Annotated in this window: 22 protein-coding genes and 1 tRNA gene; 8 read left to right on the plus strand and 15 right to left on the minus strand. The window is 40.7% G+C overall.

What is annotated here, in order from left to right; translation table 11 throughout:
• Positions 1–80 precede the first annotated feature (80 nt).
• Both RBH88_RS07540 and RBH88_RS07545 read right to left on the minus strand, forming a co-directional pair.
• A complete protein-coding gene (locus RBH88_RS07540; RefSeq protein WP_213701130.1) occupies positions 81–1,985 on the minus strand; it encodes a tetratricopeptide repeat protein in 1,905 nt (634 codons plus the stop codon).
• A 24-nt stretch (positions 1,986–2,009) separates the two neighbouring features.
• Positions 2,010–2,825: a Mut7-C RNAse domain-containing protein gene (locus RBH88_RS07545; RefSeq protein ID WP_307879505.1), complete on the minus strand. Its 816-nt coding sequence runs from the start codon at positions 2,823–2,825 to the stop codon at positions 2,010–2,012.
• Positions 2,826–2,885: 60 nt separating this feature from the next.
• Between RBH88_RS07545 and apgM the strand changes: the two genes are divergently transcribed.
• Positions 2,886–4,187, plus strand: coding sequence for an alkaline phosphatase family protein (apgM, locus tag RBH88_RS07550; protein ID WP_213690311.1), 1,302 nt, complete (start codon positions 2,886–2,888; stop codon positions 4,185–4,187).
• Between the two features lie 5 nt (positions 4,188–4,192).
• Entirely contained in the window at positions 4,193–4,981 is a 789-nt protein-coding gene (locus tag RBH88_RS07555) for a hypothetical protein (protein ID WP_213690312.1), read from the plus strand.
• Positions 4,982–5,048: 67 nt separating this feature from the next.
• Here the strand turns inward: RBH88_RS07555 and RBH88_RS07560 are convergent.
• The 8 genes from RBH88_RS07560 to ylxM all read right to left on the minus strand — a co-directional run bounded on the left by RBH88_RS07560 (position 5,049) and on the right by ylxM (position 9,646).
• Positions 5,049–5,135: transfer RNA gene (locus tag RBH88_RS07560), tRNA-Leu, on the minus strand.
• Positions 5,136–5,196: 61 nt separating this feature from the next.
• Positions 5,197–5,550, minus strand: coding sequence for a 50S ribosomal protein L19 (rplS, locus tag RBH88_RS07565; protein ID WP_213690313.1), 354 nt, complete (start codon positions 5,548–5,550; stop codon positions 5,197–5,199).
• A 33-nt stretch (positions 5,551–5,583) separates the two neighbouring features.
• Positions 5,584–6,843 carry a tRNA (guanosine(37)-N1)-methyltransferase TrmD gene (gene trmD, locus RBH88_RS07570; protein ID WP_213690314.1) on the minus strand — a complete coding sequence of 420 codons (1,260 nt, stop codon included), beginning with the start codon at positions 6,841–6,843 and terminating at the stop codon, positions 5,584–5,586.
• Positions 6,843–7,373, minus strand: coding sequence for a ribosome maturation factor RimM (rimM, locus tag RBH88_RS07575; protein WP_213690315.1), 531 nt, complete (start codon positions 7,371–7,373; stop codon positions 6,843–6,845). The genes trmD and rimM overlap by 1 nt, the downstream gene beginning before the upstream one ends.
• Before the next feature lie 10 nt (positions 7,374–7,383).
• Positions 7,384–7,629 (minus strand): KH domain-containing protein, encoded by a 246-nt coding sequence (locus RBH88_RS07580; protein ID WP_213690337.1) that lies wholly within the window; start codon positions 7,627–7,629, stop codon positions 7,384–7,386.
• Positions 7,630–7,631: 2 nt separating this feature from the next.
• Positions 7,632–7,907, minus strand: coding sequence for a 30S ribosomal protein S16 (gene rpsP / locus RBH88_RS07585; RefSeq protein ID WP_213690316.1), 276 nt, complete (start codon positions 7,905–7,907; stop codon positions 7,632–7,634).
• 66 nt (positions 7,908–7,973) lie between these two features.
• The gene (gene ffh / locus RBH88_RS07590; RefSeq protein ID WP_213690317.1) at positions 7,974–9,323 is read right to left on the minus strand and encodes a signal recognition particle protein; all 1,350 of its coding nucleotides are present in this window, start codon (positions 9,321–9,323) and stop codon (positions 7,974–7,976) included.
• A 38-nt stretch (positions 9,324–9,361) separates the two neighbouring features.
• Positions 9,362–9,646 (minus strand): YlxM family DNA-binding protein, encoded by a 285-nt coding sequence (gene ylxM, locus RBH88_RS07595; RefSeq protein WP_213690318.1) that lies wholly within the window; start codon positions 9,644–9,646, stop codon positions 9,362–9,364.
• Positions 9,647–9,807: 161 nt separating this feature from the next.
• Here ylxM and RBH88_RS07600 point away from each other — a divergent pair, with 161 nt between their 5' ends.
• Both RBH88_RS07600 and RBH88_RS07605 read left to right on the plus strand, forming a co-directional pair.
• The gene (locus RBH88_RS07600) at positions 9,808–10,470 is read left to right on the plus strand and encodes a lactate utilization protein (RefSeq protein WP_213690319.1); all 663 of its coding nucleotides are present in this window, start codon (positions 9,808–9,810) and stop codon (positions 10,468–10,470) included.
• A 63-nt stretch (positions 10,471–10,533) separates the two neighbouring features.
• Positions 10,534–11,523 (plus strand): asparaginase, encoded by a 990-nt coding sequence (locus tag RBH88_RS07605; RefSeq protein WP_213690320.1) that lies wholly within the window; start codon positions 10,534–10,536, stop codon positions 11,521–11,523.
• Positions 11,524–11,571: 48 nt separating this feature from the next.
• Here the strand turns inward: RBH88_RS07605 and RBH88_RS07610 are convergent, their stop codons facing one another.
• Entirely contained in the window at positions 11,572–12,327 is a 756-nt protein-coding gene (locus tag RBH88_RS07610) for a sulfite exporter TauE/SafE family protein (protein WP_307879506.1), read from the minus strand.
• Positions 12,328–12,427: 100 nt separating this feature from the next.
• On the opposite strand from RBH88_RS07610, the gene RBH88_RS07615 reads away from it, so the two are divergent.
• The gene (locus RBH88_RS07615) at positions 12,428–12,853 is read left to right on the plus strand and encodes a PPC domain-containing DNA-binding protein (RefSeq protein WP_213690322.1); all 426 of its coding nucleotides are present in this window, start codon (positions 12,428–12,430) and stop codon (positions 12,851–12,853) included.
• On the opposite strand, the gene RBH88_RS07620 is transcribed toward RBH88_RS07615, so the two are convergent.
• The gene (locus tag RBH88_RS07620; RefSeq protein WP_213690323.1) at positions 12,848–13,336 is read right to left on the minus strand and encodes a YbaK/EbsC family protein; all 489 of its coding nucleotides are present in this window, start codon (positions 13,334–13,336) and stop codon (positions 12,848–12,850) included. The genes RBH88_RS07615 and RBH88_RS07620 overlap by 6 nt on opposite strands.
• Positions 13,337–13,339: 3 nt before the next feature.
• Positions 13,340–14,224 carry a LysR family transcriptional regulator gene (locus tag RBH88_RS07625; protein ID WP_307879507.1) on the minus strand — a complete coding sequence of 295 codons (885 nt, stop codon included), beginning with the start codon at positions 14,222–14,224 and terminating at the stop codon, positions 13,340–13,342.
• A gap of 194 nt (positions 14,225–14,418) precedes the next feature.
• Here RBH88_RS07625 and RBH88_RS07630 point away from each other — a divergent pair, with 194 nt between their 5' ends.
• From RBH88_RS07630 to RBH88_RS07640, 3 genes are all read left to right on the plus strand, one after another.
• A complete protein-coding gene (locus RBH88_RS07630) occupies positions 14,419–14,787 on the plus strand; it encodes a helix-turn-helix domain-containing protein (protein WP_213690325.1) in 369 nt (122 codons plus the stop codon).
• Between the two features lie 36 nt (positions 14,788–14,823).
• Entirely contained in the window at positions 14,824–15,744 is a 921-nt protein-coding gene (locus RBH88_RS07635) for a radical SAM protein (RefSeq protein WP_307879508.1), read from the plus strand.
• Positions 15,745–15,838: 94 nt separating this feature from the next.
• Entirely contained in the window at positions 15,839–16,705 is an 867-nt protein-coding gene (locus RBH88_RS07640; RefSeq protein WP_213690327.1) for a MurR/RpiR family transcriptional regulator, read from the plus strand.
• Positions 16,706–16,714: 9 nt separating this feature from the next.
• Here RBH88_RS07640 and RBH88_RS07645 read toward each other — a convergent pair whose 3' ends face one another.
• Both RBH88_RS07645 and aspS read right to left on the minus strand, forming a co-directional pair.
• Positions 16,715–17,407, minus strand: a complete 693-nt coding sequence (locus RBH88_RS07645) for a metal-dependent hydrolase (RefSeq protein WP_213690328.1) — start codon at positions 17,405–17,407, stop codon at positions 16,715–16,717.
• 75 nt (positions 17,408–17,482) lie between these two features.
• Entirely contained in the window at positions 17,483–19,291 is a 1,809-nt protein-coding gene (aspS, locus tag RBH88_RS07650; RefSeq protein WP_213690329.1) for an aspartate--tRNA ligase, read from the minus strand.
• Between the last annotated feature and the right edge of the window lie 39 nt (positions 19,292–19,330).

The following is a 19,330-nucleotide window of genomic DNA, read 5'->3' on the forward strand; positions in this document are numbered from 1 at the left end:
CCAGCTTCTGAAAATCAGAGGCCGTAAAGCCGTCTGTAGTATATATTAAGTCGCGCAACTTGAAAAGGACAATTTAGTTTTCAGGCCTTTTTAAGGCAATTTGCAAGAATTAAATGTAACCTCGCAATATATAAATTGTCTGGCGCGAGCTGTTTTGCTCTTTCAATGGCATCCCATGCCTCTTCTGGAAGACGAGATTGATAGGCAGCATGTGCTAAAAGAGAAGAATAGAAAGCTTCTTCTTGTTGGGCCTTTTCAGCTAAAGAAACGTTATTTTTCTTGTGTAAATCTTCCCAAGCTTGAGACATCATCATATATACTTTACGATCTATCAAATTGAGTTTAATGGCTCTACGCAACGTTTGCAAAGAGTCAAAATGATTATCTATAATTGGTTCTATCCATGTGGGCGTTGTTTTATATGGTATAGAAAGACTTCCGAAGAAGCGTACTTTTTCTATCTTGATTTCACTATTAAGCTCCTCAGTTTCTATTTTTTCCAAAGAAAAGATGTATTCCCACCCTGTACGGAGTAATTCTGCGAAATTCTGCGTTTTACTCAAATCAACCATACGTCGTACTAACTCTTCTGGTGAATTCTTTTTCATTTCAGCTTCAACAGAAAGTGCTAGTGGGCGAGGAGAATAAACAGGCACAATGCGAACCTTTTTCAATGGCTCACTTCTCAATATCTTCTTTTGGGGCTGTATCTCTTTTGTTTCACCGTTTGCATCACGCTGCTCTTCATGAGGCAAATTCTTCGATATTATATCGTCTATTCGGGTATAAAGATTAAATTCTTTATGAAGACCTGCCATCTTCTCAAGACAATACTTCCGTTCTTCTTGTGCTTCCCAATCTCTAGGATTGAGAAGAAGCACTTCTCTATAAATCTGTTCTGCTTCACTGTACGCCATCAATGAAAGAGCACGTTGGGCAGTTTTTTTCTTCTCGTTCGCCTGGGCTAAAATTTGTGATTCTTCCTCCAAGCGCTTTTCATCTTCCTCATGCATAGCAAGGATATCCTCTATGACCCTCTTCTGAGTAAGAGATTCCATATTCCCAGGCTCAAGCAATAAAATTTGGCTATAAGAATCTAAAGCCTTCTGCCAATCTTTCTGATCAAAGAAGCAACGAGCTATACCTAAAAGTGCAGGGATATTACTTTGCTCTATCCGAAGTACTTCTCTGTATGATTGCAGCGCTTTATCTCTAGATCCTAACGCATAGAGCAAATCTCCCAAACGAAGATACGCTTCACTATTATCTGGATCTACTCTCAATACCTTAAAATAAGCATCAACAGCCTCTCCTCGTTTACCTGTGTTCTCGAGAGTTTTGGCTATTGCTATTAAAGCTTCGGTGTTTTGTGGGTTTTTCTTTAAGACCTTTTGATAATAATTTAATGCTTGATTATACTCTTTTAATTCATAAAAATCGTGACCTTTAGAAAGCAACGTTTCAGGCGCAGTCAACGTTTTATACATATACAAACCAGCAGCAGCAGAAAGGGCCAAACCTAAAGCTAACGTTTTTTTCCCGCCCCAAAATGCCTCTTTATTTTTTTCATCTTCTAAATTTTCCGATATAAGCATTTTGGGTTCTGTTTCTGGCTCAATTTCTTTCTCTGGTTTTAATTCAAAATCATCTTCTGCTGTAGACTCGTTTTTTTCTCCATTCTCAAACAGCGACTCAGCTTCTACGTTGATACTTTCTCTCTTCTCGTTTTGTCTTTCTTCTTCAATCTCAATTTGCAAATCTCCCCGTTCTTCAACGTCTGTTTCTACTTCGGGGAATGTTAATTCAAGTTCTGATTTTGATACATCTTTCTTTTCTTCTATTTCCTCTTCGTCACTTTCTGTTTTCGCAAGAGCAACAACAGGAAGGTCAAGAGGTGAATGTAAAGCTACTATAGGGAGCCCTAAATCATTATTCTTATGTTGAACGGTATCGCCACGAAGCCATTCTTCTAAACTTTTTTTCACCTCAAGAGCTCCTTTCTTAAAACATCAATTGCAATTTGAATCTTCATTAAAAAGTCTACCAACATTAACATCATACTGCAATCCCATTCGATGGGTTTTCTCCAGAATGTTCTGTATCCTTTTAATTATTCGATGTTTATGTGACCCGGCCCAGTATATTTGACCACATGATGGACATTGTGTAAATTCATCATAAAATGTCCGAGTAAGAGGCTCTATTGAGTCTAGGATCTCCTTCTTTGGTACAGGGCAAAGAATTTCATTGCATAAGCTACACCTGCTAAAGGGGAGAAGCCATTTATGCACATCATAAAATGTCAGAACTTCTACCAGCTGCGCCCATGGATTCTGCTCTCGAATAAGCCGACCATATACAACAATTTTTCTCTTCAAAAGAGAACGATCACGAGTTAAAACAATACGCTGCTCTTCCATAGAAATTTGGGCAATTTTTTCATCATGCCACTTGCTATTATACGCAGAATCAAGCCCCATAAGCCGAAGAAGGGCCCCTAATTTTGCCACATTAACGTCAATTATAAACCGTGGCATCAAGTAGGGATCAGGACGTAAAAGTGTTGCTTGTGTTACATCTACAGGAGGTAAAAAGGGAAGCACTTCAGCTTGGTCATCCATATCAAGGATAGAGTCAAAACCTGCTGACATGCCATTTATCTTTATTCCCCCCACTTCAGTATGAGGAACACCCAATGCTTCTATCGCATCTTTCACTGAGGTTCGCCTCTTTAATCTAAAGCTCAGTTTCGAAAGTTTCGATTCAGGTCTTTTTAAAAAATATATAAAGACATCAGAGAAAGAAATTTGTGCCCTCATCCCCATACTGAACCCCCCCTTCAAAAATGCCTAGGCGCACATTTATTTGTATATTATAATCGCTTTATGAGATGCATACTTGTAGTTCTGGATGGATTAGGCGATAAGGGAATAGCAGCTATAGGGAAGCATACTCCCCTTCAAGCTGCTCGGACACCTAATTTAGACTATATTGCAAAAACGGGAAGTTGCGGACTCTATCACAGTTGTCTGCAAGGACAGGCTATGCCCAGTGAAATGGCCCATTTTATTATGTTCGGTTATGATCTTGCTGACTTTCCTGGAAGGGGGTACATAGAAGCAAAAGCGGAAGGTTTCCCCGTTCAGGATAATGAAGTCGCTCTCCTCTCAAGAACATTTTCTGTTGCCAAAACAAATAATTTTTATATTCTAAAGGTAGAAAAAATGGATTTGGCACCAGATCTGTTGAAGCCTCTTCACGAAGCCATTAGATTTTATCGAAAAGACAATATAGAAATAGAATTTATCCCTACAAAAGGAATTGCTGGACTTTCTATTATGCGCGGATTGGGACTTTCTTCGGAAGTTACAGATTCGAATCCTATCTACGAAGAGCGCCCCATAATGAAGGTCCTTCCAAGAAAAGACGCCTGCGATTTAAAAAAAGCCCAACATACGGCAGCGATTCTCAATGAATATGTAAAATGGTCATATTTGGTTTTATCATCCCATCCTATAAACATAAAGAGAGTAAACAATAACGAGCCTCCCGTAAACTTTATTGGCCTTCAAAGAGCAGGACAATATCGTCCTCTTCTTCCCTTTCATGAAAAATGGGGACTTAAGGCCTTATGTATCGCTTCTGGAGCAATTTATCATGGTTTATGTTCTATTCTTGGTATGGATATACAGCGAGTCAAAGATTCAATCTTTCCTGGCAAAGACTTGGAGGAAAGACTTCGCATGGCCTACTATGCAACTGACTACGACTTTATCTATGTTCATACCAAAGCTACTGACGAGGCAGCACACGAAAGAAATTACCAAAAGAAAATTGATGTTATAGAGCAACTTGATAAGGCTTTTGAATTCGCTCGGAAACACATTATTCCTGATAACGATGTTTTATTTATCGTTACTTCGGATCATTCCACAGCAAGTGTAGGAAATATGATTCATTCAGGAGAAACTGTCCCTATTCTCATGTCAGGATGTTATGCAAGGAAAGATGACGTTAGAAAATTTGACGAAATAAGCTGCGCCCAAGGCTGTCTTGGATTATTGCGAGGACACGAGCTCATGTATATGATTTTGAATTTGCTTGATCGCGGAAAATTGGCGGGTCTCATGGACTCCCCTATCGATCAACCGTATTATCCGGGCCATTACATTCCCTTAAAGGAGTGAAAAGTATGGATGAACGCATAAAAAAAATTCTATTGGAGAAGCCTGATCTCATTTCTGATTTTCCATCGTGGATGTTGCCATCTGAAGAAATAGAAAAGATGCTAAAAACACAGGATATTGTCATTTTAGAAGTAGCAGGAAGAGATAGCTTTGCAGCCCTCTTCAAGTATATGGAAAATAACACTGTAAAGGGCATTTTGCCAACAATAGCTTATACCGCAACCGAATACGGCCTTTGGGAATGCCTATACGATAACCTTGATTACATGAAAGGTCATTTGAGTACACTCTCTGTTGATATTTATACTCCTGTTGTTATGGGAGCCCCTTCACTCTGGAAAAAGCTTTGCGGCTCAATCACCACCACATCTATTCAAAAATTTGGATTCTATACCCCTTGTATCGGTTGCCACTTATATTTACACGCTATTCGCATCCCCTTAGCTCTTCTCATCGGAGCCAAGGCGGTTATAGCCGGAGAGCGAGAATCCCACAACGGTATGTTGAAAATCAATCAGCTACGTGTATCCCTTGAAGGCTATCTTAGCTTATATAAAAAATTCGATTTCTCTTTGGAAATGCCTATAAGATATGTGAAACAAAGCAGCGATATAGAAAAAATACTAGGCGTTCCGTGGGATCGGGGGAAACGTCAATTAGAATGTGTTCTAAGTGGCAATTATGTAGATGAAAATGGAAATGTCACCTATGATGAAGATGCTATAAAAAAATACCTCAACGACTTCGCCATACCTCTTATAGAAAATTACATTCGAAAAAACATTAGTAATTAAGGTTTTCTGTATAACCGCACATAAAAAAAGGGAAACACAAAATGTGTTTCCCTTTTCAACTCAGATATGGTGCGGAGGGGGAGACTCGAACTCCCACAGCCCAGAGGCCACAAGGTCCTTAGCCTTGCGCGTCTACCTGTTCCGCCACCCCCGCAGAACGACGGTTATTATAATAGGGCTTACCTATTAAGTCAATACGTTTATAAGCTAAAAAACTAAAATTCTCTTCTTTCTTTAATACGAGCAGCTTTTCCGCTGAGTTTTCTCAGATAATAAAGCTTTGCTCTGCGTACTTTACCAAGACGTTTCACTTCTATCTTATCGATTGATGGGCAGTGGATAGGGAAAACCCTCTCTACTCCTATGCCATTCGATATTTTTCTAACTGTAAACGTCTCGTTTACCCCGCCATGTTTACGGGCAATAACAACACCCTCGAAAACCTGAATACGTTCGCGTGCTCCTTCTGTTACTTTAACGTGAACTCGCACAGTATCTCCTGCCCGAAAGGCTGGTACTTCGTCTTCGTTCTTCATATATTTCTTTTCTACCAGTTTAATGGCATCCATTGCTAACCCTCCTTACTCGCATTACGAAATCTTTTATCTCCAACCGAAAAACCTGTCAAGAGTAACGCCCACAGCGGTTCGAACCGAAAGATGATTATAATCTTCCATTCCCCCAGAAAGCGGTTGCAAAAGTGCGGAACACTTATTCAGAACATCTTCGTGTAAGCCGGAAGCCGTACCGAAGAGAAAAAGAACAGGTTTCTGCAACTCAAGAAGAGTGCGCTTCATTTCAAGCCAATGAATAGCTTCATCATGAAACTTTGCAGTTGTCGCTATTACTAAAGGTTCGTCATGCTCTTTATCTTTTATCCACTGAATAGCTCTATCAACATTTGAAACCGTTTTCATAACCTTAAATGCTTCCGCTCTACTGGGATAAGAGGTAGCACCATACCCCTCTACCCAATGTGAAGCCACGGTTTTAGCAAGTTCTCTTTGGCTTTTCAAAGGAGTTATTACAAGAAACTTCCGCACCCCATAGGTACGGCAAGAACGACTAATATCAGAAAGATCCAACCCTGTAAGCGCTGCTGTTGTTTTTTCCCCACAACGATCAATTACAGGATGGTGCACTAAGGCCACATATACACCTTTCTCCAAATAAGAAGAAATATTCGCCCGACTGAGCAAATCAGGACGTCTACATAATGTACGTTGAACAGCCTGCTGCTTTCGCCATCTGTCTATTTCCTTATCATTACCAGAAAGAAGTACAGGTGGAACTTCTTTATCTTCCCATACTGCCGGTCGTGTGAAATGTGGGAAATCTAACATTCCTCTAAAAAAGGAATCCTCCTCTACAGCACCATTTCGCCCTACCACATCGGGAACAAGGCGAGCCATAGAATCGATAATGGCCATAGCGGGAATTTCTCCCCCCGTTAAAACATAATCTCCAATGGAAACTTCAACATCAACATACTTTTCCGAAAAACGTTCGTCTATTCCTTCATAATGCCCACAGATAATGATGATGTGCTCTCGACTAGCAAGAGACTCAACCATTTCTTGCGTAAGCATTGCCCCCTGAGGACTAGGATAGACTACCGTTGACATTCCAGAAGAAGTCTGTCGAGCTTTTTCCAACGCTTTTGTGAGAGGCTCTGGCATGAGAACCATACCGTCCCCGCCAAAAGAATAGTCGTCTATCTGATGATAGTTACCAAGCCCAAATTCTCGAAGATTGATAACGTCGACGTCTATTAGTTTTTTTTCAACGGCCCGGCCAATAATGCTTGTAGAAAGGAAGTCGTTAAAAAACTCGGGAAATGCTGTAATAATAGTAACGTGCATTATTCCCACAATCCTTCAATAAGTTCTATTTTCATGGTTTGATTTTCAATATCCACTTCTTTGATAAACTCTGAAACTGCTGGAATAAAGTGTTCTTTGCCATCTTCTGAAATAACGGCATAGATATCCATTTCCCCTGCAGAAAAAACATCCTTTATTTTTCCTAAATAACAATTAGTTGTTTTCTCATACACATCGACACCGATTAGATCATCAACCCAATATTCCCCTTCTTCCAAAGCATACCTTTCTTCCTCGGGAATTTTGATCAAACCACCCCTGAGACACTCTGCCTCTTCAACTGTCTGAAGTTCCATCGTATCGGCAATGAGAACTCCCTTGTTTTCAGCAATTCTAATCTTTTCAATGGAGAGAACAGTCATTAAAGAGTCGTCTTCACCGTAAACTGCAAGGCTCTCCATCATAAGGAAACGACGAGGGAAATCAGTGAGAGGCATAATTTTTATGCTCCCCCGAATTCCGTGTACCCCTATGATACGCCCTATAGTTACAAGATTACGGTTTTCCATGACTGTCACCTCAGTCTGCTACGATATCAACTTCCACTCTTTCGTTTTCTTTCACTGCCGCAGCCTTGACTACTAAACGTATAGCATTAATTGTAGCTCCACGTTTCCCTATAACTCGCCCCACATCTTCAGGCGCAACTTTAATCAATACCATCACTATGCCGCGATCATTCATTTCTGAAGTGATAAGTACTTGATCAGGGTCTGTAACAAGGTGATCGACAATATACTTAACGAGATTCTGGTAGTTAGACATCATTATTCAGCAGAATTTTTCTCTGCGGCAAATTTTTCCCACACGCCAGCTTTCTTCAATATGCCACGAGCGGTATCAGAAGCTGACGCTCCGTTTTTCAACCAACGAAGAGCCTTTTCTTCGTCAACCTGAATCACTGCGGGATCTTCCATCGGATTATATACTCCAAGAAGATCGATGAAACGTCCATCTCGCGGTGATCTAGAATCGGCGACTACAAGCCGGTAAAATGGGTTTTTCTTACGCCCATATCGGGCCAAACGAATTCGAACTGCCATTGACTATGACACCTCCTGCTTTTACAAAAAATAGATCTATTCTTTCTTTGCCCTCCTATATGGATACTAGAAGGGTAAACCTTTACCGCCAAAAAGACCTTTAGGGAGACGAGGTCCCTTTTTGCCCTTCCCCATATATTTCCAAAGTTGTTTCATTTGATCATATTGTTTAAGAAGTTGATTTACCATTTGTACGCTGGTACCAGAACCTTCAGCTATGCGCCGCCTGCGGCTTCCCTTTATAATTTGAGGATTGCGCCGCTCCTCTATTGTCATAGACTGAATGATAGCTTTGGATTGTTTTAATCGTTTAGGGTCAAGCTCCGCATTTTTCAACTCTTTCATTTTTCCCATGCCAGGAAGCATATCCATAATCTTATCAAGAGGCCCAAGCTTCTCTATTTGTTCAAACTGCAACAAAAGATCTTCCATGGTAAGCTTGTCTTTCTTAAGACTTTTAGTAATTTTTTCGACATCTTCCTGTGATGTAACCTGCTGAACACGCTCTGCCAAGCCCATAACATCGCCCATACCAATAATACGCTGGGCCATTCGTCGCGCATCAAAAAGCTCTATAGCATCAATGCCTTCGCCTATACCTGCAAATTTTATAGGAACATTCGTCGTTGCCCGAATAGCTAATGCAGCACCACCGCGGGCATCTCCATCCAACTTGCTTAAAACTGCCCCTGTCAAAGTCAGTTTTTCGTGGAAACTGGACGCTACCTTTACTGCTTCCTGCCCTGTCATGGCGTCTACAACTAACAATACTTCGTGGGGCTGCACAAGTTCTTTCAATTGGCTAAGCTCATCCATCAAATCTTCATCTACGTGTAATCTACCTGCTGTGTCAAAAATAACAAGATCATTGAGATGAGCCTCTGCATAGGCAAGAGCCTCTTTGGCAACTTTAAGAACATCTTGAGTGTTATCGGATGGGCCGTAAAAAGCAACTTTGCTTTGTTGCGCAAGAACTTTTAACTGCTCTATAGCTGCCGGACGTCTGAGGTCACATGCAACGACAAGAGGTCTGTGCGCATTCTGAAGGCGCTTTGCTATTTTAACTGTTGTTGTCGTCTTACCACTTCCCTGCAAACCAACCATCATGCAAAGAGTTGGTGGCTTAGAAGCAATGGTAAAAGGAACCACATCAGCCCCCATAAGGCTAACTAATTCCTCATAAACAATGGCAATAACCTGCTGGCCAGGAGTTATGGAATCAAGAACCTCACGCCCAACGCAGCGTTCACGAATTGAATCAACAAGTGATTTAACTACTTTGTAATCCACATCAGCTTCAAGAAGGGCACGCCGTACTTCTCTTAAGGCCGAACTTACATCTTCCTCAGATAATTTACCCTTCCCTTTTAATGCATCAAATACAGATTCCAAACGTTCTTTCAATGCTTCAAACATATATACGATCCCTCCCAGGAAAAGGGGGTAGTAACTCTCTACAAACTTTTTTCCAAATTCTCTATTTGCTTTTCAAGGTTCGTTATCCGAGCATGAAGCTTTAGGAGTTCTTCCAACTCTTCGAGTCTGCTTTTCGCTCTTGTTATAAGATCAAAAACAGCTTGCCTTGATGTATTTAAACGCTCAGCTATCTCTGAAATGGAAAGATCTGAGAATTCATGATATTCATAGGCGTTCCGTTGTTTTTCTGTCAAAAGAGGGCCATACAAATCATAAAGCTCGTTAAGGTAAAGACGTTCTTTAAGAAGATTTTCCTCGTTCATAATAAAATCGAACCTCCTCTTAAAACAGAGAAATTATACGCTTCACCACTTTGAGTGTCAAGAGAAAAACCTTTACAGCATAGCTGGACTTTTTTCACATTTCTTGTAATTATAAGGAGGTTGATCTTCGGCCCTTATGGGCAATAGAAGGAGGCACGAATATGACACATTCACAAGATCCATTTGCAGCCGCACAATCTACAAGTAATCGTCAGTTAGGTCTCGAAGTTGTAAAAGCCCTGTCATCAAAAGGCTTTGAAGCGGTCTATGCTGACAATCGTCAACAAGCCCTCGATGAGGTTTTAAACCTCATCCCTCAAAATTCAACTGTTGGAATTCCTGGAAGCGTCACCATCAGACAAATCGGCGCTCTTGAAAAACTCTCAGAACGAGGATGTACTATTGCTCAGCATTGGGATCCCTCTCTCTCGCCAGAAGAAAAGAAAGAGGTTCTTAAAAAAGAGTTTCTATCTGACTATTTTCTAACAAGTTCCAATGCGCTGACTCAAGATGGCATGCTTGTTAATATTGATGGAACAGGAAATAGAGTGAGTGCTATGGCATGGGGTACAAATACTCTAATTTTTGTTGTAGGAATAAATAAAATAGCACGAGATATAGACAGTGCCCTTGCACGGATACGAGATAAAGCTACGCCTCCAAATGCTATTCGATTAAATATTGATACTCCATGTACTCATGTAGGTCATTGTGTTAATTGCAATAGTCAATCACGTGTTTGCAGAGCTGTACTCATTTTGGAACGTCCCACTATGGGAAGAAAAACCCACGTTATAGTTGTAGGAGAGAATCTTGGTTACTAAACACAAAGATGCATTCTTCCTATTTCTCGTGTAAACTTAACGGACCTGAGGAGGGATGCTCAAATGCCCAAGAGAGGGAAAATAGCACTTGTAGTCGCTGGAGGGCAAATTGGATTAAAAAGAGATGAAGAGACGGGAAGACAGCCTTCCGTAAATGGAGAAACAATGCTTTCATGGCTTCCAGAGAGCCTAACGGAAAATGTGGTGCTTGTGGATTGGAGTCATCAACCAAGCAGCCATTATTCTATACGTATGACAACTGATCTCATTCAAATATTGAATAAACTCGTTGTCGATGGCATTGACGGAATTGTTGTTTCAAGTGGTACTGACACGCTAGAAGAGATGGCCTATTTAACAGATCTTCTGTGGGCCTATCCTCAGCCTGTCATATTTACAGCAGCAACGTTACCTTACGACCTTGCCGGAACAGATGCTGTTATTAATTTAACTCAAGCCCTTAATGCCGCTTCTTCTCAAAAATGTTGGGGACTGGGAGTAATGATATGCCTGCAGGACCAACTTTTTGCCGCCGCAGAAATAACAGAAGAAACTAATCATCGAAGGAACGCCTTTATTTCTCCAGATAGAGGTCCCGTTGGAGAAATAATAGGGGAAGATATTCATATACTCAGGGTATATAAACGAGGGAAAATACTTGAAGGAAATCTGGTGCCAGCAAGAAACGTTGAGTTAATATATGCAAATCTTGGAGGAGGCGAGATTCTCGTCAAGATACTTTCTGAAACAACGGATAAAGATCTGGATGGTCTTGTCATTGCGGGGTTTGGCGACGGCGCCGTTCCGCCCTCTTGGATTCCATTTCTAAGAAAAATTATACGAGATGATATTCCTGTTGTTATAACCTCGCGATGTTTCATGGGACGTACTCGTCAATTCTTTGCTTACGAAGGAAGTTTAAATAAACTTCTTGAATTGGGTGCTTATGATGGTGGGAATTTACGCCCACTTCAGGCTCGTTTAAAGCTAGCTGCCGGATTGGGCGCCGGGCTAAAAGGCCCAGATCTTCAAAAATACCTCTATAATGGTTAATAGAAAAGAAGGCGAAGGAATTTTATTTCCTTCGCCTTCTTTTTCCTTTTACAACATATGAACAACATCAAAAATCATTTTTGCTGCACTCGCAAAAATTACTGTAGCTAGAACCCATCTTAACCAATTGTTTCCCTTTGCAATACTAAATCGAGCGCCTAAAAAGCCACCTATCATCGTGCCACATGCAATAATAAGCCCTGTCTGTAAATGCACTAATCCCCGAGAAGCGAAGAGGAGCAAGCTAATAGCTGTGTAACATAGAATAACTGTAACTTTAATTGCGTTAGAATGTAACAAGTCATATCCCGTCAAACCAACAAAAGCCCAAATAAAGAAAAAGCCTACTCCAGCCTGAACAAAACCACCATAGACACCTATAAAGAAAAAGATAATTCTAAGCAACCATGGAGAACCTCTGCGAACGCCTGTACCTTCCCACATTTTTGGCTTAATCACGAGGAGAACAGCCATTATACAAATTAAAATAGAGATAACAATTCGCAAAAAAATTTCATTGAGCTCTATAGCCAAGAAAGTTCCTGCGACTGCCCCTAAAGCTGCTGGAATAATAAAAAATAGCGCTTCCTTAGGACGCAAAACCCCCTCTTTGTGGAACTTCCCGCTCGCGACAAGATTCTGCATGAAAATCCCCACACGATTCGTTGCATTTGCTACGCTCATATCCATTCCAAGAAAAACGAGAAGAGGCAACATCAACATACTTCCGCCACCAGCGGCTACATTTAAGAAACCTGCGACTATACCTACGATTAAAATAAGTGCTACGTTAAAAAACGACACTCCTACCACCCCATTGTAAGACGAAACTTAATATTCTTAAAATGTAGCCTGTTCCATGATACAATATTGAAAAGATCATTTCCCACCGGGAGGTGTAGAAATGAAATACGCAGCGACTGATGAAATGATAGTAATACGTCTCACTGATGGAGAAGACATCCATAATTCCATCAATTATGTGTGCAAAGAACAGGATGTTGACTCTGCGGTTATTGTCTCGGCGGCAGGCATGGTATCAAGCGTCACTTTCGGTTGGTTTAATGGTAAGGAATACGAAAAAGTCACGTATAACGAAGTTATGGAACTCTCTGCTCTGAGTGGAAACGTCAGTTACAAACAGGCAGGAATATATCCTCATTTACACGCAGTATTTAGTCGCCCCGACCATACATGCCTCGCTGGTCATATCTTACACGCGGTCACTTTTCACAATATTGAAATATGCATTATTCCCCTCAAAACTCTTTATTTAAATCGAGAATTCGACGAATGGTTTGAAGCGTTAGCTCCAGAAAAACGTCTATAGGTCTTTTTTAATATCAGCTTTTTCTCCTTCCGTAAGACGGCATAATTCTTCGGGAGAAACGGGGAAAAATGCATGATCAGTACCAGCAGCAGCCCATACAGTTTCATACTGGAAAAGATCCTCATCTAAAAAAGTGGGGATCTTTTCCGGATATCCAACTGGAGAAACCCCACCTATTTTGTACCCCGAGTATTCGTAAACAAATTCTGGAGATGCCATTTTTATTTTCTTAGCTCTCAGAATTTTTTTTACTTTCTTTGTATCAACCCTATTCGGCCCCGACATAAGAGCCAATAGAGGTTCCTCATCAGCCAACAAAAGGAGCGTCTTCAAAATATGTTCCTCAGGTGCTCCTACTGCATGAGCAGCATCCTCAACCGTAAAAATAGTTTCCTTGCTTATGGTGATATTTCCTTCGTAACCGTTCTCATCAAGGAAAGCCTTAACGTTGTCTACTGGATCAAAAACTACGTCCGTCGACACCAGTTACACCTCCTGTGTTTTTTTTATTCTTTCAGACAAAAACTCTATAAGCAACTCCATTGCTCGGGTAGAAACTGTGCCATACGTGATGTAAAAAGAGCGCTTTAATGCCGGGCTAAAAGGTATTTTTGCTAATCGAGGATTTTTCTCCACTGCCAATTTTGAAACTATCCCCGCCGCCGCACCTGATTCAACGGCATTAACCACAGCAGACACATGACCAAAGCTTAACCCAAGCTCTTTTTCTTCTCCGTAATATTCTTTGAAAGCATCTTGCCATAATCTACGAGTAGCGGAACCTGGAACGCGACCCACAATATCAAGAGCCTCTATATCTTTCATTGTTATTGACTTCCGTAGAGCTAAGGGATGATTCGGTGGAACAATAAGAACGAGTTCATCTTCACATAGCGGATACGACTCTAGTCCTGAAGTATTGCGGCTAAATCCAGTGACAGCCAGATCCACTTCTTTCGTAACGAGTTTTTCGATAGCTTCTCTAGAATCAGATATGTAAACTTCAACATCTATTGAAGGATATTCTTTGCGAAATTCGACAAGCATCGATGGCAACACAAAATCTCCCGGAATTGAACTGGCACTTATAGTGACAGTTCCTGCTACTTCTGCTGAAGCGTTAGAAACTTCTCGTTTTATATCATTCAAAGAAGAAACAACTTTCTTAGCAAAATTGTAAAGGATCTCGCCCTCTACTGTAAGCTTAGAACATTTCTGTCCTCTTACAAAAATTTTAATACCCATCTCTTTTTCAAGACGAGCTATATGTTTACTCACCGCTGGTTGGGAGATTCCTAAAGATGCTGCAGCCCCTGAAATACTCCCTTTTTCAAGAATTTCTACAAGGCTTTCAAGCTGTCTGAAATCCACGTCTTTATTCCCCTTTCTTTTATCTTCGTCAATAACAAAATATTTTTAGTCTTTATTTTTACCTTTCATGTAGTATCATTCAGCAGGTAAAAACAGTCAAGAGAGCTTTTTTTGCAACGTAATTTACAATATGTAATCAAGTTTCTATAATACACATTATATGATAACGAAGCTGAAATGGAGGTTTCTATTCTATGAGTTTAGGAATACGCATTAAAACATTACGAAAAGCCGCACGACTAACACAACAAGCCCTTGCAGATAAAACTGATGTGAGTCGAATTTATATACAAGCCCTTGAGAGTAACAGGCGACTTCCATCAATGAAACTTCTTGCGAAATTAGCTCAAGCTCTTGATGTTGAAATCACAGACCTCGTAAAAGGAGCTCCTTCAGACGAAGCAGGAAGAGTTCACCTTGAAGAAGTTCTCGAAAATGCAGAAGACGTAGAAATTTGGTATAAGAGCTATCGTTTTTCTAAAAATGAACTCTCTTTCATAAAGCAAATTATAGAAGCAACTGTCTCTTTTTGGCAAAACGAAAATATAGATCAGAAAGGCTAATGAAAAAAGATGAAACGAAGAGCAGTCTTCCTCCCTATGAGAAATTGCCCGCATCGCTGCATATACTGTGATCAGGGGGCCATAACAGGAGAATATCAACCACCATCACCTTGGGAAGTCAAAAATATGCTGGCAGAGCTTTCTGAACCAGTTGAGCTTTGTTATTTTGGCGGAAGTTTTACGTGTCAACCATTGACATTGCAGGAGGAATATCTAAAAGCGTTAGAAACAGCGCCTGTTGGTAGTTGTGTTCGCTTCTCTACTCATCCTCTGTGTATTTCCGAAGAGAGGCTGCAATGGTTAAAAGAGTTTCCCGTTTCTATGATTGAGCTGGGGATATCCTCTCTTGATGATCATATTCTCTCTCTCTGCAATAGAGGATATTCTGAAAAGGAGGCTTTACACGCTCTTCATCTCATTCAGGAAAATGGTTTTTGCGCAGCTGCTCAAATGATGGTAGGACTTCCTGAACAAACTTTGGAAAGTTCTCTCAGTGACATACAAAAACTTGCAGAACTAAAAGGGCCTTGTGAAATGACTCTTCGTTTTTATCCTTGTCTTGTGCTAAGAAATACAGCGTTGGAACAACTTTTAATAATGCAAAGATATGAACCGCTATCTGTGGAAGAAGCTGCCCATTGGGTAGGCTCTCTCCTTTATAATGCGCGAAAATTAGGGTTCGCTGTCCAACGTGTGGGACTTCAAGAAACGGAAACTTTAGAAGAATCTGTGGTAGCTGGACCTCACCATCCAGCTTTTGGAGAATTAGCCAAGAGTATAGCACTAGCTCTTGCATTAATAGAGAATGCTCCTCAAGGCCCCTGGACTGTTTTTAAGAAAGATATATCTTTATTCAGTGGACATGGTAATTGGGGACTTTCTGTGTTATCTTCAATGACCGGTCTAACTCCTAAAGCAACTAAAGATCGCCTTTTTATATGGGATAATCTTCACTAACTTTTGTTCATTATTGACGGAAATCATAACTTGAAATAAACTCAAGTACACAGAACCTTATTAAAAGGGTTTTCTGCTACATGGAGGTGTTTTTATGTCTGATCAGGATTTTTTGGATCTCTTAAGGCAGAAAATGGATGGTATGCCTAACAAAGCAAGACGGGTTGTTGAATACATTCTTGCAAATTCAAGAGAAGCTGCTTTTTTATCTATCGGAGAGGTTGCTGATAAGCTGGATGTTTCCAAAGCACAACTTGTTCGAGTAGCAAGGATGCTTGGCTACGATGGGTACGCATCGTTGAAAGATGCTCTTAAAAAGACGGTGTTACAACAAGTTAATCCATCTGCCATGCTTTCGAAAATTATGAAAGATCACAAAGACATACCCGACGAAATATATCGTCTCGAACATGCCAATATTGACGACACGTGGAATCAAATTCAGGCAGATCAGGTTTCGACTTTTTGTTCTATGTTGCAAGAAGGCAAGACTATTTTTTGCGTAGGCTGGGGAATATCTGCTCTGGTAGCGGAATCTCTTTATACTCGTCTTCTAGAGTTAAGTTTGAAAGGAGTTCTTTTAAAGCGAGGATCTCTGGCTCTTATCGAGCAAGCAAGAGCGATAGAAAAAGGAGATATTGTCATTGTTTGCGAATTGCCTAGCTATGTAATAGAGGTTACGGACTCAATAAAGTTGGCAGCTGAACGAGGAGCTCGGATTATTACGATTACTGATAGTCCAGCTGCCCCTGTATGTAAATTCGCCAAACTTTCTTTCTTTGTCAGCGATATGAGCCCTACTTTTGGCAGTTCAATAATAGGGCCTATCTTCTTGATTCACATTCTTACGTCTGTTTTAGCAGCAAACATGGGCGATCAAGCTAAGAAAGCGCTTGAACGACAAGCCAAAGGCTTGCATGATGAGCGAATATATTATCCTACATATGAACTTCGATATTAGGAGTGTAAATTACGCTTTCAGAATCAATTCGTCTCCTGGATTTAATATTTTGACATTTGCTTTTTTACCTACAAGGGTTGCGAATTCTTTTGGATTCGCCTTAATAAGATCAAATGTATTGTAATGTATCGGTACAACGATTGATGGTTGAATAAAGTCTACAGCCTTTACAGCATCATAAATATCCATTACAAAATTGCCACCAATAGGAAGAAGGGCGACATTGACGTGCTCTTCTTTCAAAAGGTGCATTTCCATTGAGAGACCGGTATCACCAGCATGGTATATCTTTTGACCGTGAATCTCGATGAGAAAACCACATGGATTTCCACCTGCTACAACATTTCCATTTTCGTCAGTAAGGTCGGATCCATGAAGAGCTGGAGTCATTTTCACCCTGCCAAAGGGAAATTCAAAAGAACCGCCAATATGCATTGGATGACACGAAATGTTCTTTTTTCCCAGATATTGTGAAATCTCGAAATTAGAAATTACGATCGCTTGAGTACGCCGACAGATTTCTACTGTGTCTCCTAAATGATCTCCGTGACCGTGGGTCACAAAGATGTAATCAATCTTATCGAAAGAATCAAGAGTATCTACAGCTTGAGGGTTACCTGTAATAAAAGGATCGATTAGAAATTTCTCCTTTTCTGTTTCGATAAGAAAAGCAGAATGTCCCACATAATAGATGCGAATCATATCTAACAGCTCCTTTCTCAAAATATAAGAATGTTAAAAAAGGCCGGATTTAAATCCGGCCTTTTTTGAATTCCTTTAATCCTCTTCAATATGGGCAACACTTTCAATATAAAGTTCCTGAAGCTGATCTAAACTTACAACAGAAGGTGCCCCCGACATCAAGCATTGCGCTTTTTGCGTCTTTGGGAAGGCCATAACATCGCGTATTGATGTAGCCCCGCACAAAAGCATTACAAGACGATCAACACCAAAAGCAATTCCTCCATGGGGAGGTGTTCCTGAACTTAATGCGTCTAGCAAAAATCCAAAACGCTTTCGTGCCTCTTCTCTGCTAAAAGCCAAACACTCGAAAACTTTTTCTTGAACTTCTGGGTCGTGGATTCGAATAGAACCTCCACCAACCTCGTTCCCGTTTAATACGCAGTCATAAGCACGAGATCTGACTTTTTGAGGGTTACTCTCCAATAATTCAAGATCCTCCAGAACAGGAGAGGTAAAGGGATGGTGAACAGCAACCCATCTATTTTCTTCCTCGTCACGCTCAAAAAGTGGGAAGTGTACAACCCACAAAAACTCCCATTTTCCGCTATTAATAAGACCATGCTCTTTTGCAAGTTCTAAACGAAGCTGACCTAAAATCTGGCTTACTGTCAAACGATCAAGATCTGCTAAAACAAAACAGGCGTCTCCTTCTTTCAAAGAAACTGTCTCTATCAAACGTTGTTGCAACTCATCCGAAAGGAACTTTGCCAATGGTCCTTTAAGTTTTCCTTCTTTGAGTTGGAAACATGCAAGTCCGTTAGCTCCAAGCTTCTTTGCTTTTTCCTCAACAAGAGAAACTTCTTTTCTAGAAAGGGAAGCTCCTCCAGGCAAAGGCAACCCTCGTACAAATCCGCCTTTATCAATAAGTTCCTTAAATGGAGCAAACTCACTCTCCTTAAAGACCGCGCCCAGATCATGAATTTCAAAGGGTATTCTCAAATCTGGCTTGTCACTTCCGAAACGATCCATAGCTTCCCAATATTCCATCCGCCTAAATGGTGTAGGAATTTTCACAGAAGCTATCTCTTCGAAAAGGCCTGCCATGTACTCCTCAATAAGAGCGTATATATCTTCCTCATCTATGAAGCTCATTTCCATATCAATCTGTGTAAATTCAGGCTGCCTGTCTGCACGAAGATCTTCATCTCTGAAACACTTTACAATCTGAAAATATCGATCAAAGCCGCTTATCATTAAAATTTGTTTAAATATCTGAGGCGATTGTGGCAATGCAAAGAAAGTCCCTGGATTTACACGACTTGGAACTAAGTAATCCCGAGCTCCTTCTGGAGTCGATTTGGTCAGCATTGGAGTTTCAATATCTATAAAGCCATGCTGTGCAAGAAAATCTCTTGTATATCGAGTAATCCTATTTCGTATTCTCAAGTTTTTTTGCATCTTGTCTCGCCGTAAATCAAGATAGCGATAACGCAACCGTAAATTTTCATCGACTTTGTCTGTAGCATCCGATATTTCAAAAGGCAGAGGGGCGGCAGGAGAAAGCAACAAAAAGTCTTCGACAACAACCTCTACTTCTCCCGTTTTCATAGAACTATTTACTGTACCTTCCGGCCTCTTCCCAACTTTGCCACGAACAGAAATAACATATTCACTACGTAATGTTTTGGCTCGTTCATGAACTTCTGGCACAATTTCAGGATTAAAGACAACTTGGGTAACTCCAGTATTATCCCATAGCTCAACAAAGATGAGTCCTCCAAGGTCTCTCCGACGTCGTACCCAACCGTTTAAAACTACTTGTCGTCCTTCATCTTCAAGACGAAGGGCTCCGCACATCTCTGTGCGCTTCCAGAATGCATCAAAATGTTCCGACCTGCTCATTCTATAACCTCCACCACACGGCAAACTTACTTTATAGAC

The organism is Aminobacterium sp. MB27-C1, assembly GCF_030908405.1.
Taxonomy (GTDB): Bacteria; Synergistota; Synergistia; order Synergistales; family Aminobacteriaceae; genus Aminobacterium.

What these genes read in the sequence shown, in the direction of transcription:
- RBH88_RS07545 (WP_307879505.1), bottom strand. Translation starts at nt 2,825, where the DNA reads ATGGGGATGAGGGCACAAATTTCTTTCTCTGATGTCTTTATATATTTT.
- apgM (WP_213690311.1), top strand. Translation starts at nt 2,886, where the DNA reads ATGAGATGCATACTTGTAGTTCTGGATGGATTAGGCGATAAGGGAATA.
- RBH88_RS07555 (WP_213690312.1), top strand. Translation starts at nt 4,193, where the DNA reads ATGGATGAACGCATAAAAAAAATTCTATTGGAGAAGCCTGATCTCATT.
- rplS (WP_213690313.1), bottom strand. Translation starts at nt 5,550, where the DNA reads ATGGATGCCATTAAACTGGTAGAAAAGAAATATATGAAGAACGAAGAC.
- trmD (WP_213690314.1), bottom strand. Translation starts at nt 6,843, where the DNA reads ATGCACGTTACTATTATTACAGCATTTCCCGAGTTTTTTAACGACTTC.
- rimM (WP_213690315.1), bottom strand. Translation starts at nt 7,373, where the DNA reads ATGGAAAACCGTAATCTTGTAACTATAGGGCGTATCATAGGGGTACAC.
- RBH88_RS07580 (WP_213690337.1), bottom strand. Translation starts at nt 7,629, where the DNA reads ATGTCTAACTACCAGAATCTCGTTAAGTATATTGTCGATCACCTTGTT.
- rpsP (WP_213690316.1), bottom strand. Translation starts at nt 7,907, where the DNA reads ATGGCAGTTCGAATTCGTTTGGCCCGATATGGGCGTAAGAAAAACCCA.
- ffh (WP_213690317.1), bottom strand. Translation starts at nt 9,323, where the DNA reads ATGTTTGAAGCATTGAAAGAACGTTTGGAATCTGTATTTGATGCATTA.
- ylxM (WP_213690318.1), bottom strand. Translation starts at nt 9,646, where the DNA reads ATGAACGAGGAAAATCTTCTTAAAGAACGTCTTTACCTTAACGAGCTT.
- RBH88_RS07600 (WP_213690319.1), top strand. Translation starts at nt 9,808, where the DNA reads ATGACACATTCACAAGATCCATTTGCAGCCGCACAATCTACAAGTAAT.
- RBH88_RS07605 (WP_213690320.1), top strand. Translation starts at nt 10,534, where the DNA reads ATGCCCAAGAGAGGGAAAATAGCACTTGTAGTCGCTGGAGGGCAAATT.
- RBH88_RS07615 (WP_213690322.1), top strand. Translation starts at nt 12,428, where the DNA reads ATGAAATACGCAGCGACTGATGAAATGATAGTAATACGTCTCACTGAT.
- RBH88_RS07630 (WP_213690325.1), top strand. Translation starts at nt 14,419, where the DNA reads ATGAGTTTAGGAATACGCATTAAAACATTACGAAAAGCCGCACGACTA.
- RBH88_RS07635 (WP_307879508.1), top strand. Translation starts at nt 14,824, where the DNA reads ATGAGAAATTGCCCGCATCGCTGCATATACTGTGATCAGGGGGCCATA.
- RBH88_RS07640 (WP_213690327.1), top strand. Translation starts at nt 15,839, where the DNA reads ATGTCTGATCAGGATTTTTTGGATCTCTTAAGGCAGAAAATGGATGGT.
- RBH88_RS07645 (WP_213690328.1), bottom strand. Translation starts at nt 17,407, where the DNA reads ATGATTCGCATCTATTATGTGGGACATTCTGCTTTTCTTATCGAAACA.
- aspS (WP_213690329.1), bottom strand. Translation starts at nt 19,291, where the DNA reads ATGAGCAGGTCGGAACATTTTGATGCATTCTGGAAGCGCACAGAGATG.